The organism is Streptomyces sp. NPDC050658 (assembly GCF_044457025.1).
In the GTDB taxonomy this organism is placed as follows: domain Bacteria; phylum Actinomycetota; class Actinomycetes; order Streptomycetales; family Streptomycetaceae; genus Streptomyces.
Map to the genome: position 1 here is coordinate 219,184 of NZ_JBITGM010000002.1, position 13,923 is coordinate 233,106.

Consider the following 13,923-nt stretch of genomic DNA (forward strand, 5'->3'; position numbering starts at 1 on the left):
GTTCGGTGCGTCGTCCTGCCGGTGCCGGGCGCCGCCCGTCAGTGCGGGGCCGCGGCGGCCAGTTCCCCGCGCAGCCGCCGTACGAACGTGTCCTCGTCGGCGGGCAACTCCGCGCCGCACCAGGCGACATGGCCGTCGGGCCGGACAAGGACGAGATGATGCCCGTACTGCCGGGCGACGTCCCGGTCCGCGCAGGGCGTGACGGTGAGGGGCACCTTGTGGTGTGCGAACGCGCGCCGCAGTGCCGTCGTCGACGCGGCCGGGTCGAAGGCGATCAGCACATGGCGCCGGCCGAAGAGGTCGAGCGTGGAGCGGCCTGGTGCCAGCCAGGCGTGCGGGGCGCGGACGCCTGGGACGGCGGAACGCCGCCAGTCGGCCCTGCTCCCGTCCGGCTCCGGGTGCCCGTTCACGATCAGCGGGGATGCGTAGCGCAGCCCGAAGGCCATGTCCGGGGCGTCGAACTCCCTTCGCACGCCGCCCTGTTCCATCCGCTCGGCCAGTTCCGCGCGGGCCCGTGCGCCGTCCGGGGTGTCCGCGGCGATGTCGGGCGGCAGGGTCCTGCTCGTGGTGCGCGCCATGTTGGCGTGGGCCTCGTCGAGGCTGCGCTCGGCCACCGGGCGCCGTTCGGTGTCGTAACTGTCGAGGAGTGCGGGCCCGGCCCAGCCGGCGAGCCGCGCCGCGAGCTTCCAGGCGAGGTTGTCGGCGTCGGCGATCCCGGTGTTCATGCCGAAGCCGCCGGACGGCGAGAGGGTGTGGGCGGCGTCGCCCGCGAAGAACACCCGGCCCGAACGGAAGCCGCGGGCCACGCGGTGCGTGAGATGCCAGGTGTTGTCGGACAGGACGGTGAGCGGCGTGTCGAGGACGACCGCCCGGCGCAGCAGTCCGGCCGCGTCCTCGGCCCGTTCCGCCTCGCTCTCGGCGCTCGCGGTCAGCCGGTACATACGCCGGCCGTCCATCGCCCGCAGCGGGTAGCGCAGCAGCCCCGGCGAGGTGAGGAAGTGCACCAGGGCCGCCGATTCACCGAGCCTGTCCCGGAGTTCGGGGGCGTCGAAGAGGATGTTCCGGAACACCCGTGTGCGGTGGTAGGACGGTGCCGGCACCCCGCACGCCTTGCGCAGGGGGGACGCCGCGCCGTCGCAGGCCACCACGTACGCGGCCTCGACCGTGCGGCTCGTCCCGTCGGCCTCGTCCGTCAGGGTGGCCGTCACGCGGTCGTCGTACCGCGTGATCCCCTCGCACCGCAGCCCGAGACCCACCGGCCCGTGCGGGTGGCGGCCGAGCGCGGAGGTGAGCGCGGGCATCAACCAGTGCTGGGGGCAGACCTGATCGGGCTCCGGCGTATGGCCGGGCAGCGGCCGTCCCGCCGCCGTACCGAAGGGCAGCCGCAGGATCTCGTGGCCGCCGACCGCGGTCACCCAGGCCACGTCGAGCGGATGGTCGCCCGGCCAGCCCGCCTCGCGCAGCGCGCGGGCCACGCCCCAGCGGCGGAACAGTTCCATCGAGCGGGGGCCGACGGTGCCCACCCTGGGGTGGCTCACCGTGCCGTCCGTGCGCTCGGCCACCAGGTGGTCGACGCCGTGGTGGCGCAGGGCCAGGCTCAGCGCGAGACCCACGGGGCCGCCGCCGACGACGAGCACGTCCGTATGGAGTGGGGAGCGCGGCATCGGTCTCTCCCGTTCATCGTCGGGCCGGGTGCGGAGGGCCGGGTGCGGACCCGCTGCCGCCCCGGCCCAGTCTGTTGCCGCGCCGCGCGCCGCCACATCCCCCGTCCGTGCCCGGAGCGCATGGCTCCGCGCGGCCCTGAGCGCGCCCGCCGGGGCCTTGCGGCCGGGCCACCCCACGGGGATACACGGGTTCGGCGGTCCCCGCGTCCCGGGCGGCTTTCGGCGGCCGGCCGCGTCCCTACCCTCGGGGCCACCGGCGCCCGCCGCCGGGCCACAGACCGAGCCGTCAGATCGGGGAATTCCATGGCCCAGCAGACCGATGCCCCTTCCCAACCACCCGCCGAGGAGCCGTACTTCGACGATCTCGCCGAGTTGTACGAGCGGTTCATCCAGGTCATCGACGGCGACGAGAGCCCGGTGCGGCGCTGGCTGGAGGAGCAGTTGCGCGACGGCAGCCGTGCCGTGGACGTCGGCTGCGGCGGTGGCCGCAACTGCGTTCTCCTGTCGTCGCGATACAAAGAGGTCCTCGGCGTGGACATCGCGGAGAAGATGCTCGACATCGCGCGCGCCGAGCGCGCCCGGGCGGGCATCCGGTACGAGCACCGCGGGGTGTTCGGGCTCTCGGCCGAGCGGGACGGGACGTACGACATGGTCCTGTCCGTCAACTCCGTCTTCCACATGGGGCCGGTCGACGAGGTGCTCGCCCGGCTGCGTTCGCTGGTCGCGCCGGGCGGCAGGCTGGTCGTCGTGGACGTGGTGCTGGACGAGGACTGGGACACGTCGGTGGCGGGCTGGCAGCTGCCGTACGCATTCGGGACGGCCCGGATGGTGTACCGGGTGTCGGGCGACTCGGCCGCCGCCGCCGACGCGATACGGCTCATGCTGCACCCGCGCTGGCTCGAGATGAGCGCGGGCAATCTGCCGCTGGCCCGCAGCGCCTTCCACCGCGCGTACTCCGCCGCCCTGCCGGGAGTGGTGGTCCGGGACGACGTGAATCCGACGCTCTGCGCGGCGGTGTGGGACGCGCCGTCGGCTTGAGGGCCCCTCAGGAGAACACCGTCAGCAGCTTGATGGCCCCTCAGGAGCACTGTCAGCTCGACTGCTGCCCCTTCGGGAGCCACGCGCAAGGACCCTCCAGGCAGGCCCGCAGCGCCGCCGGTTCGTCCGCCGGCCCCGAGTAGCAGAGATGACCGTCCGGCCGCACCAGCCGGACACCGGCCCGTCGCCCGGCGGCTCCCCAGCCGGGCGGCGGCCGCTCCCCCGCCCTGACCACGCGCACGGCGACCGGCACCGGATAGCGGCCGAGCAACTCCCTGAGCGCACGCAGCCGGTCGTCGAACGCGTGGTCGGGGCGCCGCCCCTCGGACACCAGCAGGCTGTAGCGGACGCCGGGCGCGCCGAAGCCGCCGTACGGAACGCGGTCTCCGGGGCGCGGGCCCCCGCCCGCCCGACGTCCCGCGGCGACCGCGGGGCTGTGCCGGTAGCCGATCCAGGTCTGCGCGAAGAGGCGGAAGATCCCCTGCCGGACGGGGCGGAGGCGGCTCAGCGGGCGGAGCAGCAGCGGGGCGACATGGGTGCGGAACCAGACGGCCGCCCGGTGGTCCACCGTCTCCAGGGCGAAGCCCCGGTCGGTGCCGCGAAGGACCTGTCGGGCCACGGGCCTGCGTTCGGCGTCGTACGAGTCGAGCAGCCGCTCCGCCGCGTGTCCGCCGGCGACCTGGGCGAGCTTCCAGCCCAGGTTGAAGGCGTCCCCGATGGCGAGGTTGAGGCCCTGGCCGCCGGCCGGGCTGTGGATGTGCGCGGCGTCCCCCACCAGATGGACGGGGCCGGACGCGAACCGTTCGGCGATCCTGCTGTGCAGCCGGAACAGCGCGGTCCACTCCACCGTCCGCAGGGTGGCGTCCACGGAGAAGTACTCGGCGAACCACCGCTGGAGCGTCTCCTCGCCGATCTCCGCGTAGGCGCTGTGCGGGCTGGTCCCGTCGGCCGGTTCCGGGGTGAACCCGCGCGGCACGGCCCCGAAGAAGCGGTGCCGGTCGCCGCTCATGCCGAGCATCCCGACGAAGCCGCCCTTGGCGAGGTTGAGCCGCAGTCGGCCGTCGGCGGGGCGGCCCGCGCCCGCGAAGTCGGCCTCGACGTCGGCGAGCAGTCCGGTCTGCCCGAAGGTCCGCCCGGTGAAGCCGAGCCCGAGTCCTCGGCGTACGGCGCTGCCCGCACCGTCGGCCGCCGCGGTCCAGCGCGCGGAGACCTCGAACTCGGCGCCGGAGCACCGTCGGAGCACCGCGGTCACCGGGCGGCGCGGGTCCGTGAAGCGGACGAACTCGGTGTCCCACTCGACCTCGTGTCCCCGTTCCGCCAGCGCGTCCACGAGGAGCTGCTCGGTGCGGAACTGCTCGAGGGCGAGGGCGTACGGGAACGGGGTCCGCCCCTCGATGCCGCGGCCGGCGAGCGGGAAACCTCCCGCACGCCGGCCGCGTTCGAACATCTCCACATGGGTGATCTTCCGGCCGGCCTCGACGAGGGGCGCGGCGACTCCGATCCGGTCGAGCAGCTCCAGGGTTCTGGTGTGCAGCAGGCCCGCGCGGGACTCCCTGACCGGGCCGCTGCCCGCGTCCACGATCCGGCAGCGCACCCCGCATTCCACGAGGACGTTCGCCAGGGCGAGGCCCGCCGGTCCGGCGCCGACGATCAGTACGTCGGTCTCCATCAACCGGCCGGCGCCTGCCAGCAGGCGGCGTAGAAGCCGGGGTAGAGGTCGTCGGCGAACTCCACTCCGGGCAGCGCCTCCTGGTAGGCCCGGTGGAACTCCTCGCGGCTCGGCGGGACGCTCAGCTCGCTGAGCTTGCGCCAGCTGGGGTGCAGGAAGAGGCTCAGTCCGTCGGCCGCCGCGCCCGCCTGTCCGGTGACCTTGTACGCGGTCTGTGCGATCTCGAAGGCGTACGTGGTCTGCCAGTCCGGCTGCCCGTACACGGGGGTCCGCTCGGGGTCGAAGACGACGAGTCGGCCGCCGGGGGCGACCAGGGACCTCAGGTGGGCCAGGATCGTCTCGTAGCGGCCCATGTGGAAGACGGCGCTGAAGGAGAACACCGCGTCGAACCGGCCGTCCTTGGCGGCGGTGACGTCGTACGCGTCCCGCTCCTCGTACCGGATGTTCGGGGCGGGCCGGGACTTCCGGGCGATCTCGATCATGGGTGCGGCGGGGTCGATGCCGAGCACCTCTTTGTAGCGCCCGGAGAACATCAGGCAGTGCCGGCCGGCGCCGCAGCCGACGTCGAGGAGTCGGCCGCCGCCGGGCAGCCGGGCGTCGAGCCAGTCGTGGATGGGGTTCTGGCCCGACTCCACGCTGAGGGTGAACTGTTCGAAGAGTGCGGCGAGATCACCGAAGAGGACCGGGATCTCCGTCGAGGGAGGACCGGCGGGCACGTCGTCCCGCGAGGTGGCAGCTGCTGTCATGGCGTTCTCGCTCCGCTTCGGGTCGCGATGTCCGCGGGCAGGTGGGGCCACGAGGCGACGGGGGTCGCGCCATGGCACCGAGGACGCTAGCCACCGGGCCGCGCCGCCGGGTACCTCGGGCGCTGGGCCGCCGGCGCTTCCCACGCGGATACGCGGGGTGCACTCCGCTCGCGCGGGCCGGACAGGGGATGTCCGCCGTCGCGAGCACCTGCGGGTACGTCGTCGCCGGTCGCCCCCCCTAGCGACGCGCCAACGGCAGTACCACCTCGTCCACAAGACGCGTCACGTACGCCCGATCCACCGGCTCCCCCGCAAGCAGCACCCTGAAGGAGATGACCGACGGCGCCAACTGCCACAGCATCTCGACGTCCGCCTCCGCCGCCAGCTCGCCGCGGGCCCTCGCCCGGTCGAAGATGTCGACCACCATCTGCCGCTGGGCGTCGATGTACCCGGCGCGCATCGCCTCGGCCAGTTCGGTGTTGCGGCGCAACTCCCCCACCAGGCCCGCGATCACGTCGCCGAGCCGCTCCATCTCGCCGAGCAGCCCGTCGAGCGCGGCAAGGAGGTCACCGCGGAGGGAACCGGTGTCCCGCTGGGTGGCCACGCCCTCCACCGCGCTGGCGAAGGCGGCGACCACCAGGGCCGACTTGGAGGGCCACCGGCGGTACACGGTGGCCTTGCTGGCGCGGGCGCGGGCCACGACGGCATCGACCGTGAGGCGGTCGTAACCCTTCTCGCGCAGCACATCGAGTGTGGCGCCGAGCAGTTGGTCCTGGCGGGGACGGCCTCCCCGGAGCGGTGCGACGGACATGCCGGTCAGCTTACGGGCTCGCCCCCGAAGCCCTACAGTACGGTACTGTACCGTACTACTCAGCGAGGAGTGAGGCCCCATGCCCGATCCCGCAGCCCTCCACACGAACCATCCGCGCCGCTGGGCCGGACTCGCGGTCCTCTCGATCAGCCTGCTGCTGGTCGTCACCGCCAACATCACGCTCACCGTGGCACTCGGCGACCTGGCAACGGAGTTGGGTGCGACCACGTCCGAACTGCAGTGGATCCTCGACGCCTATCCGCTCACCATGGCCGCGCTGCTCTTCGCCCTCGGCGCCGCCGGCGAGAAGTACGGCCGGCGCGGCGCGCTGCTGCTCGGCCTCGTCGGATTCGGGGCGTTCAGCGTGCTCGGGGCGGTCGGCGACTCGCCGGAGCAGCTGATCGCCGCCCGCACCGGCCTCGGTGTCGCGGCCGCGCTCATCATGCCCGCGACGCTCGGCCTGATCCGGGTGACGTTCTCCGACGAGGAACGCCCCCGCGCGCTCGCCCTCTGGTCGGCGTCCGCCGGGCTCGGCCTCGCGGCGGGACCGCTGCTCAGCGGCTCGCTGGTCGAACCGTACGGCTGGGAGGCGGCGTTCTACCTCAACATCCCGCTCGTCGTGGTGCTGCTCGCCGCCGCCGTGCCGCTGCTGCCCGCGTCCCGCAACCCCGACGCGGGGAAGCTGGACCCGCTGGGCGCCCTGCTGTCCTGTCTGCTCCTCGGGGGCCTGGTGTACGGCGTCATCGAGGGGCCCGTCGAGGGGTGGGCGTCGGCCCAGGTGCTCGGGGCGTGGGCGGTGGCGCTGGTGTCCCTGGTGTGCTTCATCGCCGTGGAACTGCGGGTGTCCGATCCGATGCTGGACCTGCGCTGGTTCCTGAACCGGCACTTCGCGGCGGGCGCCGGGTTCTCGCTGGTCACGTTCACGGTCCTGGTGGGCGTGATCTATCTGATCACCCTCTTCCTCCAGCAACTGCTCGGCGAGGACGCGCTCGGCACCGGTCTGCGACTGCTTCCCGCCGGGCTCGCGATCATCGTGGGCGCGCCGGCCGGGGAGCGGCTGCACCGCCGGTTCGGCCCCAAGTGGCCGATCGCCGCCGGGCTTTCGCTCGCCGTCGCCGGCGCCGCCGTGCTGGCCTCGGTGGACGTGTCCAGCGATGCCACGGTCGTGATGTTGGCCGGGGTGCTCGTCGGTCTCGGCGGCGGTCTCGCCATCCCCTCGATGACGGAGTCCGTGATGGCCAACGCCCCCACCGAGCGGGGTTCGGTGGCCGGTGCCACCTTCGACGCGTCCATCGAGGTCGGCGCGGCGCTCGGCATCGCCGTCTTCGGCAGCGTCCTGACGAGCGTCTACAGCGACCGGCTGCCCGACCGCGTGGTCGCCCAACTGCCGCCGGAGGCACGGGAAGCGGCACAGGACTCGCTCGGTGCGGCGCTCGGTGTCGCCCAGCAGATGCCGGACGCCGCCGCGGGCCCGCTGATCGCGGCGGCCCGTGACGCGTTCACGGACGGGTTCGCCGCCGCGGCCCTCGCCCTGATCGTGCTCGCCGGCGCGGGCGCGATCCTCGCCGTGCTGCTCGCGCCCGGCCGGGCCCGGCAGGAGAAGGCCGTGCCGGAAGGCCGCGCCGAGGCGACGCAGGCACCGCCGGTCTCCTGAGCCGGCGCGGGGCCGTGCCCTGAGCGCGGTGGCCCATCATCACCAGCAACGACCAGACAGGGAGCCGCAGATGAGCCACGACGCCGCACGTCCCGCCACCGGTGAGCCCACATGGGTGGATCTCCTGAGCCCGGACAGGGAGGCGGCGCTGCACTTCTACGCCACCCTGTTCGGCTGGGAGTTCAACGCCGCGAGCGATGGTTCGAGCCCGTACACGATGTGTCTGCTGCGCGGCCGTGAGGTGTGCAGCATCGGGGACCTCGACGGGAGTCAGGGCCCCCGGCTCGGCGGCTGGACCAGCTATCTGACCGTCGAGGACGCCGACGCCGCGGCGGCCGCGGTGCCGGAGCTCGGCGGCACGGTCCTGCTCGGCCCGATCGACATCCTCGCCCAGGGCCGGATGCTCCTGGCGGGCGATCCCTCCGGACACCGGGTCGGCCTCTGGCAGGCGAAGGAGCACACCGGCAGCGGCGCCGACGACGGCCTCGGCGCCTACGCACGCAGCGAACTCCTCACCGGCGCCTCCCTTGCCGACGGCGCCTTCTACCGGCGGCTGTTCGGCGACGGGTTCGCCGGACAGCCCGCACCGGACGGCGGCCGTGCGGCCGCCGTCCGGCAGGTGGGCCCCGCGTCACCGTCCGGCTGGTACCCCTGCTTCCGCGCGGACGAGTCGGCGATACCGGCCGCCGCCGCGCTCGGCGCGCAGGTGCTGCTGCGCTACGACGTACCCGACGGGCGCGCGGTCGTGGTGCGGGCACCGGGCGGCGAGGCCTTCACGCTGCTGCTCACGGGGTCCGGCTGACCCGTGCCACCTCGATGATGAAGAGGCTGCTCGCGGTGGGCCTGACGTCGACGATCTCCAGGCCCGCCCGGGCCAGCAGCCCGGTCAGATGGCGCCGGGTGTGCTTCTTGCCGCCGACGTTGAGCAGCAGCATCAGGTCCATGCCCGTGGTCACCTTGGGCTCGGGGCTGTCGTCGACCAGATTCTGCACGAGGACGATCCGGCCGCCGGGGTGCACCACGTCGGCGACGTTGCGCAGGGTGGCCACCGTGCGCTCGTCGTCCCATTCGAGGAGGTTCTTCAGGATGTGCAGGTCGCCGGGCGGCACCCGCTCGACGCAGTCGCCGCCCACCACCCGTGCGCGGTCGGCGAGTTCACCGCCGGTGCGCAGCGCGGGGTCCGCCGTCGCGACGACGCCCGGCAGGTCGTAGAGCACGCCGGCCAGCCATGCGTTGCGTTCCAGGAGCGTACGGAGCAGATGTCCCCGGCCGCCGCCGACGTCGACGACCTCGCGGATGCCCCGCAGGTCGAGGACGTCGGCGACCATGGCGGAGGTGAAGCCGCTGGACTGCGTCATGGCCCGGTTGAAGATCTCCGCCGACTCCGGGGCGTCCTCGGCGAGATAGGGGAAGAACTCCTTGCCGTACAGGTCGGGGAAGACCCGCTCGCCGGTGCGTACGGCGGTCTCCAGGTGCGGCCAGGTCTGCCAGGTCCACGGGGCGACCGTCCAGAGCACCTGGTAGCGGACGCTGTTGACGTCGTCCTCGCGCAGCACCCGCGACAGGTCGGTGTGGCCGAAGACGTCGTCCTCGGTCTCCTCGAACACCCCGTGCGTGCCGAGCGCGCGCAGCAGCCGGGCCAGGGTCTCGGCGTCGACGTCGAGGCGGGCCGCCAACTCCTCGGCGGGTACCGGCTTGTCACCGATCTCGTCCGCCGCGCGGAGCCGGACGGCGGTCATCATCATGGCGGAGACCCAGAGCCCCATCGCCAGTTCCTTCACGCGCGCGGCGGTCGCCAGCGCGGGAGCGTACTCACTTGCGGACATGACTGTTCTGCCTCTCTCAGAGGGCCACGTAGGGCTCAGTGACGGCCAGTTGATGTCGATACGTCGTTGACGGGCCGGGCACGTCTCACGCGCCGCCCGTCACGCGCACCACCTCGCCGGTGATGGCGCCGTTCGCGCAGGAGCAGAGGAACACGACGGTGTCCGCGACGTGCCGGGCCAGCGGCAGCCGGCCGGTAGGCAGTTCGCGCAGCACCTGCTGGAGCAGCCGCGGCGGAAGACCGGCCTGTTCCGCGTCGTCCTTGCCGTCCAGGACGAGGCCGGGCATCACGACGTTGACCAGGATGTTGTCGGGGCCCAGCTCCCAGGCGAGGGAGCGGGTCGCGCCGTGCAGGCCCGCCTTGGCGGCGGCGAGCGCCGTGGTGCCGTGTGCCCCGCGCGCCGCGATCACGCTGGACACGTTGACGACGCGGCCCGCGGAGCTGCGCCGCAGCCGGGGCAGCGCGTGGTGCAGCAGCCGCAGATGGCCGGTGAGGTTGGCGTCGAGCACCGCCTCCCAGCCGTCGCCGTCCTCGAAGGGCGGCGAGTGCGGTCCGGGCGGCGGGCCCTCCCAGGACGCGGCGTTGTTGACCAGGACGTCGAGGGTGCCCCACCGGTCGAGCACGGCCTCGACCGTGCGCCGGGCGGAGTCGTCGTCGGCGAGTTCGTACGGCAGGACCGCCGCCCGTCCGCCCGCCTCCTGCACGGCACGCGCCACCTTCTCGGCCGCATCGGCGCGGTGCCGGTAGGTCAGGGCGACTCTGGCGCCCTCACGGCCGAATGCCACGGCCGTCGCCGCGCCGATGTTCGTCGAGCCGCCGGTGATCAGCGCCACCCGGCCCTGCAGTCCGAGATCCATCGGTGTCTCCTCTCAACGGGGTTGTGTTCGGGGCGAGTTGTTCCGTCCCACGGGATCTGCCGGGTCCCCACCGGGAGAGCACGGGTCCGGTGAGCGCCGTGGCGAGCAGCGCGTACACGGTCAGCGCGCCGAAGAGTTCCTCGCCGAGGAGTCCGTTGGAGAAGCCGATCGACAGGATCACCAGCTCGGTGACGCCCCGTGTGTTCAGGACCGCGCCGAGCAGCAGTGATTCACGCGGTTTCATCCCGCACAGCGCGCCGGCGCCGAGCGCCGCGACGAGCTTCCCGGCGAGGGCGAGACCGCCGAGCGCCGCGAGCAGCCAGAGTTCGGACGCGACCGCGCCCAGGTCCACGGCCATGCCGCTGACCACGAAGTACAGCGGTGCGAGGAGCATGGCCACGGGGCGCAGCACGGCACGGGCCGGTCCCAGTGGATCGACGTCGCCCGACGGACGTACGGCGAATCCCAGCAGGAAGGCGCCGAACACGGCGTGCACCCCGAGCAGTGCGGTCACCCACGCGGACAGCAGGATCGCGGCGCCCAGGAGGGCCGCCGTCGGATGCGGCGCCAGCGGCCCGCGCCCCGCGGTGAACCGCAGCAGCGCGCGGCGGCCGAGGGTCAGCAGCAGCGCGGTGTAGAGCGCGCAGCCGGCGAGCCCCGCGAGGCCCTCCCCCAGGTCGCTGCCGTCCACGGCCAGCGCCACGGCGAGCACCGTCCAGGCGAGCGCGTCGCACACGGCGGCGCCGGCGATGCTCGTCCCGCCGAGCCGGGTCTCCGCGAGGCCCAGGTCCGACATGATCCGGGCGAGGACGGGCAGCGCGGTCACCGCGAGGGCGGTGGCGAGGAACAGCACGAAGGCGGCCTCCCGCCCCGAGCCGGGCCCGTACGTGCCCACCAGCGCGGCGGCGAGCGCGGCGCCCGCGGCGAACGGCACCAGGAAGCTCGTGCCGCCGAGCAGCAGGATCTGCTTCCCCTCGCGGCGTGCCGGGCCGTGGCCCGTGGCGCAGCCCGTCTCGAAGAGGAACAGGAGCAGCCCGAACCCGCCCAGGGCGGCGAGCCCTTCGCGGACCGGTTCGGTGAGCAGTTCCCGCTCCATGCCTCCGGTCAGCGCGAGGCCGAGCAGGATGCCCACGGAGAGTTCCGCCACCACGGCGGGCTGTCCGGCGCGCCGGGCCAGCACATGCACGGCCCGTACGGCGAACAGCAGCGCGGCGGCGGCCAGCAGCAGCCGTTCCGTGGGCATCGCACTCATCACGGCTGCGTGCTCTGGATCTGCTCGCTCTTGATCCGCGCCTCGCGCAGCATCGCCTCGGTCGGTGCCGAGCCGGTGATGCCGGAGAGCAGCGCCGCGAAGTCGATCTTCGGGGGCATCTTCCGCTCGGGGTCGACGATCTCCTGGGCGCCCTCCCAGTACTGCTCCTTGCGCATCTTGACGTTGTAGAAGAAGCGCACGAAGTCCAGTACGTGGCCGAGGAAGGTGCGGTAGTTGTCCTCGTACCCCTTGAGGAGAGCGGCCTCCTGGCCGGGTTCGCGCAGCGCGGTGTCGACGGCGGTCGACAGCGAGAGCGCGCCGCGCATGGCGAGCGTGACGCCGGTCGAGAACAGCGGGTCGACGAAGGCCGCGGCGTCGCCCACCATCGCCCAGCCGGGTCCGGTGAACCGCCTGCACTCGTAGGACCAGTCGCGCAGCGTGCGGTAGGCGCTGACGCGGGTCGCGTCGGCGGTGAGCTTCTTGATCTCGACCGATGCCGCGAGTTCCTTCTCGAACAGCTGGTCCGTGCTGAGCCCGGACTCCTTGAGCAGCGCGGTGCGGGTGACGTAGCCGATGCTCACGGTGCCGTCGCTGAGCGGGATGAACCAGAACCAGCCGGGCGGGTTCTCGTCCTGCCACATGTTCTCGACGACGATGTCGCCGGACTTCTCCTCGGAGATCCGGCCGCAGCCCTGGAAGTAGCTCCACACGGCGACGTTGCGCAGGTCGTCGTGCCAGTCGACGAGGTCGAGCCGGCGGCCGATGACCCGGCCCTGGCCGGAGGCGTCGACGATGAACCGGGAGGCTATCCGTACCGGCTCGTCGCGTCCCTTGACCGTGTAGAGCAGGCCGGTGGCGCGGTCGTCGTCGAAGACGATGTCCTTGACGGTGGCCTCTTCGACGACGTCGGCGCCCAGTTCCCTGGCCCGCGTCAGGAGGAGGGCGTCGAAGTCGGCGCGGCGGGCCTGGAACGAGTAGTCGTAGCCGCTCCCGTCGCTGAACCGGAAGTCCCAGGTGCCGTCGGTGGCGCCCCAGAGCAGGGTGCCGCCGTACTTCTTGGTGAAGCCGAGCTGTTCGAGCCGGTCCCACAGGCCGAGTTCCTCCACCACGCCCAGACAGCCGGGGATGAGGGACTCGCCGATGTGGTAGCGGGGGTGCTTCTCCTTCTCCAGGAGCAGCACCCGGTGGCCCTCCCTGGCCAGGAGGCCCGCGGTGCTGGACCCGGCGGGTCCGCCGCCGATGACGACGACGTCGTAGGTGCTCGGAGTGTTGGTCACGCTGATCTCCCTTGTCGTGGCGGCCCGTCGGGAGCCGCTGCGGCTATGGCCGGCTGACCACCCCGACGCCGCGCTGCCAGTGGTAGAACTGCCGGGCGGACGCTTTCTCGACGCTCCCCCAGGCCCCCTGATAGGGCGTGATGAACTCGTCCAGGGCCTCGCTGATCGAGGTGAACAGCGGGTTGTCGTGCTGCGGGTTCAGCCGCGACGCGAGCGGCGCCTCGGTCTGTACGAGGTGGAAGTACAGGTCGTGGAAGGTGAGCAGCCGGCGCTCGCGCACCCCCACGAGGTCGGGCAGTTCGGTGGCGTCCGACGCGGCGAAGAGCCTGCTGATGTCGGCCTCGCTGCCCGGCTTCATCTTGGCGACGATCAGGGTGGTGTTCATCGGGTCTCGTCCTTCGTGCCGGTGTCGGAGGGGGTGCGCGACCGGGCGATGGCCTCGATCCGGTCGCGGATCAGTTCCATCTGGATCGCGGAGTTGTGGTTGATGTGTTTGGTCATCGCCGCGTCGTCGGCGGGCGCGTCGGGCTTCATGTGGAAGTCCTGCACCCAGCGCATCCGCACCCCGCCGTCGGCCGGGGTGAACTCCCAGAAGATGTCCATGAACTCGAAGGGTCCGGTCTCCACCCGGTGGGCGCGCACCGTGCGGGACGCGGGGTCCGTGGTGCGTTCCGAGATCCAGCTCCACTGCCTGCCCTCGTCGTCGGGCAGCATGGTGAGCCGGAACCGGACGGTCTCGCCCCGGCGTTCGATGACTTCGACGGACGCGTACTCGCTGAACAGACCGGGCCAGCCCTCGACGTCGTTGACGACGTCCCAGATCAGCTGGATCGGCGCGTCGATCACGATGTGGTTGTCGGTGTGCGCGCTCATGAGTTCACTTCCCGCCTGCGCAGATGGTCGTTGACGAGGGCGACGGTCTGGCGGGGCGTCATCGTGGTGACGATCGCTCCGTCGGGCAGCGTCACGCCCAGGGAGTTCTCGATCTGCGACTGGATCTCGAGGATGGCGAGCGAGTCGTAGTCGAGGGCGCCGTAGTCGGCGTCGGCGTCCTCGTCGGCGCCGCCGCGGGTGATCTCGCGCAGCATGTCGATGGTGAATTCCGTCATTCCTTCTCCTCACTTGAGGGT

14 protein-coding genes are annotated in these 13,923 nt (G+C 72.7%); 3 read left to right on the forward strand and 11 right to left on the reverse strand.

What is annotated here, in order from left to right:
- Positions 1–38 precede the first annotated feature (38 nt).
- Positions 39–1,664, reverse strand: coding sequence for an FAD-dependent monooxygenase (locus tag ACIBKX_RS07955; RefSeq protein WP_363271041.1), 1,626 nt, complete (start codon positions 1,662–1,664; stop codon positions 39–41).
- 303 nt (positions 1,665–1,967) lie between these two features.
- Between ACIBKX_RS07955 and ACIBKX_RS07960 the strand changes: the two genes are divergently transcribed.
- Positions 1,968–2,702 (forward strand): class I SAM-dependent methyltransferase, encoded by a 735-nt coding sequence (locus ACIBKX_RS07960; RefSeq protein WP_363271042.1) that lies wholly within the window; start codon positions 1,968–1,970, stop codon positions 2,700–2,702.
- Between the two features lie 52 nt (positions 2,703–2,754).
- Here the strand turns inward: ACIBKX_RS07960 and ACIBKX_RS07965 are convergent, their stop codons facing one another.
- The 3 genes from ACIBKX_RS07965 to ACIBKX_RS07975 all read right to left on the reverse strand — a co-directional run bounded on the left by ACIBKX_RS07965 (position 2,755) and on the right by ACIBKX_RS07975 (position 5,928).
- Positions 2,755–4,371: an FAD-dependent monooxygenase gene (locus ACIBKX_RS07965; protein ID WP_363271043.1), complete on the reverse strand. Its 1,617-nt coding sequence runs from the start codon at positions 4,369–4,371 to the stop codon at positions 2,755–2,757.
- Positions 4,371–5,117, reverse strand: a complete 747-nt coding sequence (locus tag ACIBKX_RS07970; RefSeq protein WP_363271044.1) for a class I SAM-dependent methyltransferase — start codon at positions 5,115–5,117, stop codon at positions 4,371–4,373. The genes ACIBKX_RS07965 and ACIBKX_RS07970 overlap by 1 nt, the downstream gene beginning before the upstream one ends.
- 238 nt (positions 5,118–5,355) lie before the next feature.
- Positions 5,356–5,928: a TetR/AcrR family transcriptional regulator gene (locus ACIBKX_RS07975; RefSeq protein ID WP_363271045.1), complete on the reverse strand. Its 573-nt coding sequence runs from the start codon at positions 5,926–5,928 to the stop codon at positions 5,356–5,358.
- A 79-nt stretch (positions 5,929–6,007) separates the two neighbouring features.
- On the opposite strand from ACIBKX_RS07975, the gene ACIBKX_RS07980 reads away from it, so the two are divergent.
- The gene (locus tag ACIBKX_RS07980; RefSeq protein WP_363271046.1) at positions 6,008–7,582 is read left to right on the forward strand and encodes an MFS transporter; all 1,575 of its coding nucleotides are present in this window, start codon (positions 6,008–6,010) and stop codon (positions 7,580–7,582) included.
- 70 nt (positions 7,583–7,652) lie between these two features.
- The gene (locus ACIBKX_RS07985) at positions 7,653–8,384 is read left to right on the forward strand and encodes a VOC family protein (RefSeq protein WP_363271047.1); all 732 of its coding nucleotides are present in this window, start codon (positions 7,653–7,655) and stop codon (positions 8,382–8,384) included.
- Here the strand turns inward: ACIBKX_RS07985 and ACIBKX_RS07990 are convergent.
- From ACIBKX_RS07990 to ACIBKX_RS08020, 7 genes are all read right to left on the reverse strand, one after another.
- Positions 8,368–9,408, reverse strand: a complete 1,041-nt coding sequence (locus ACIBKX_RS07990; RefSeq protein WP_363271048.1) for a methyltransferase — start codon at positions 9,406–9,408, stop codon at positions 8,368–8,370. The two genes, ACIBKX_RS07985 and ACIBKX_RS07990, sit on opposite strands and share 17 nt — an antisense overlap.
- 85 nt (positions 9,409–9,493) lie before the next feature.
- A complete protein-coding gene (locus ACIBKX_RS07995; protein WP_363271049.1) occupies positions 9,494–10,264 on the reverse strand; it encodes an SDR family NAD(P)-dependent oxidoreductase in 771 nt (256 codons plus the stop codon).
- Positions 10,176–11,516, reverse strand: a complete 1,341-nt coding sequence (locus tag ACIBKX_RS08000; protein WP_363271050.1) for a cation:proton antiporter — start codon at positions 11,514–11,516, stop codon at positions 10,176–10,178. Before ACIBKX_RS08000 ends, ACIBKX_RS07995 begins: the two co-directional genes overlap by 89 nt.
- Positions 11,516–12,793 (reverse strand): NAD(P)/FAD-dependent oxidoreductase, encoded by a 1,278-nt coding sequence (locus ACIBKX_RS08005; protein WP_363271051.1) that lies wholly within the window; start codon positions 12,791–12,793, stop codon positions 11,516–11,518. Before ACIBKX_RS08005 ends, ACIBKX_RS08000 begins: the two co-directional genes overlap by 1 nt.
- 43 nt (positions 12,794–12,836) lie before the next feature.
- Entirely contained in the window at positions 12,837–13,178 is a 342-nt protein-coding gene (locus tag ACIBKX_RS08010; protein ID WP_363271052.1) for a TcmI family type II polyketide cyclase, read from the reverse strand.
- Positions 13,175–13,666, reverse strand: coding sequence for an SRPBCC family protein (locus ACIBKX_RS08015; protein ID WP_363271053.1), 492 nt, complete (start codon positions 13,664–13,666; stop codon positions 13,175–13,177). The genes ACIBKX_RS08010 and ACIBKX_RS08015 overlap by 4 nt, the downstream gene beginning before the upstream one ends.
- On the reverse strand, positions 13,663–13,902 hold the full coding sequence (locus tag ACIBKX_RS08020; RefSeq protein WP_363271054.1) for a phosphopantetheine-binding protein: 240 nt from the start codon (positions 13,900–13,902) through the stop codon (positions 13,663–13,665). Before ACIBKX_RS08020 ends, ACIBKX_RS08015 begins: the two co-directional genes overlap by 4 nt.
- Positions 13,903–13,923 lie beyond the last annotated feature (21 nt).

Bases quoted from the DNA above. Each gene is read 5' to 3' on its own strand.
- ACIBKX_RS07970 (WP_363271044.1), bottom strand. From the start codon at position 5,117: ATGACAGCAGCTGCCACCTCGCGGGACGACGTGCCCGCCGGTCCTCCC.
- ACIBKX_RS07990 (WP_363271048.1), bottom strand. From the start codon at position 9,408: ATGTCCGCAAGTGAGTACGCTCCCGCGCTGGCGACCGCCGCGCGCGTG.
- ACIBKX_RS08015 (WP_363271053.1), bottom strand. From the start codon at position 13,666: ATGAGCGCGCACACCGACAACCACATCGTGATCGACGCGCCGATCCAG.
- ACIBKX_RS08020 (WP_363271054.1), bottom strand. From the start codon at position 13,902: ATGACGGAATTCACCATCGACATGCTGCGCGAGATCACCCGCGGCGGC.
- ACIBKX_RS07955 (WP_363271041.1), bottom strand. From the start codon at position 1,664: ATGCCGCGCTCCCCACTCCATACGGACGTGCTCGTCGTCGGCGGCGGC.
- ACIBKX_RS08000 (WP_363271050.1), bottom strand. From the start codon at position 11,516: ATGAGTGCGATGCCCACGGAACGGCTGCTGCTGGCCGCCGCCGCGCTG.
- ACIBKX_RS07975 (WP_363271045.1), bottom strand. From the start codon at position 5,928: ATGTCCGTCGCACCGCTCCGGGGAGGCCGTCCCCGCCAGGACCAACTG.
- ACIBKX_RS07985 (WP_363271047.1), top strand. From the start codon at position 7,653: ATGAGCCACGACGCCGCACGTCCCGCCACCGGTGAGCCCACATGGGTG.
- ACIBKX_RS08010 (WP_363271052.1), bottom strand. From the start codon at position 13,178: ATGAACACCACCCTGATCGTCGCCAAGATGAAGCCGGGCAGCGAGGCC.
- ACIBKX_RS07960 (WP_363271042.1), top strand. From the start codon at position 1,968: ATGGCCCAGCAGACCGATGCCCCTTCCCAACCACCCGCCGAGGAGCCG.
- ACIBKX_RS07965 (WP_363271043.1), bottom strand. From the start codon at position 4,371: ATGGAGACCGACGTACTGATCGTCGGCGCCGGACCGGCGGGCCTCGCC.
- ACIBKX_RS07995 (WP_363271049.1), bottom strand. From the start codon at position 10,264: ATGGATCTCGGACTGCAGGGCCGGGTGGCGCTGATCACCGGCGGCTCG.
- ACIBKX_RS07980 (WP_363271046.1), top strand. From the start codon at position 6,008: ATGCCCGATCCCGCAGCCCTCCACACGAACCATCCGCGCCGCTGGGCC.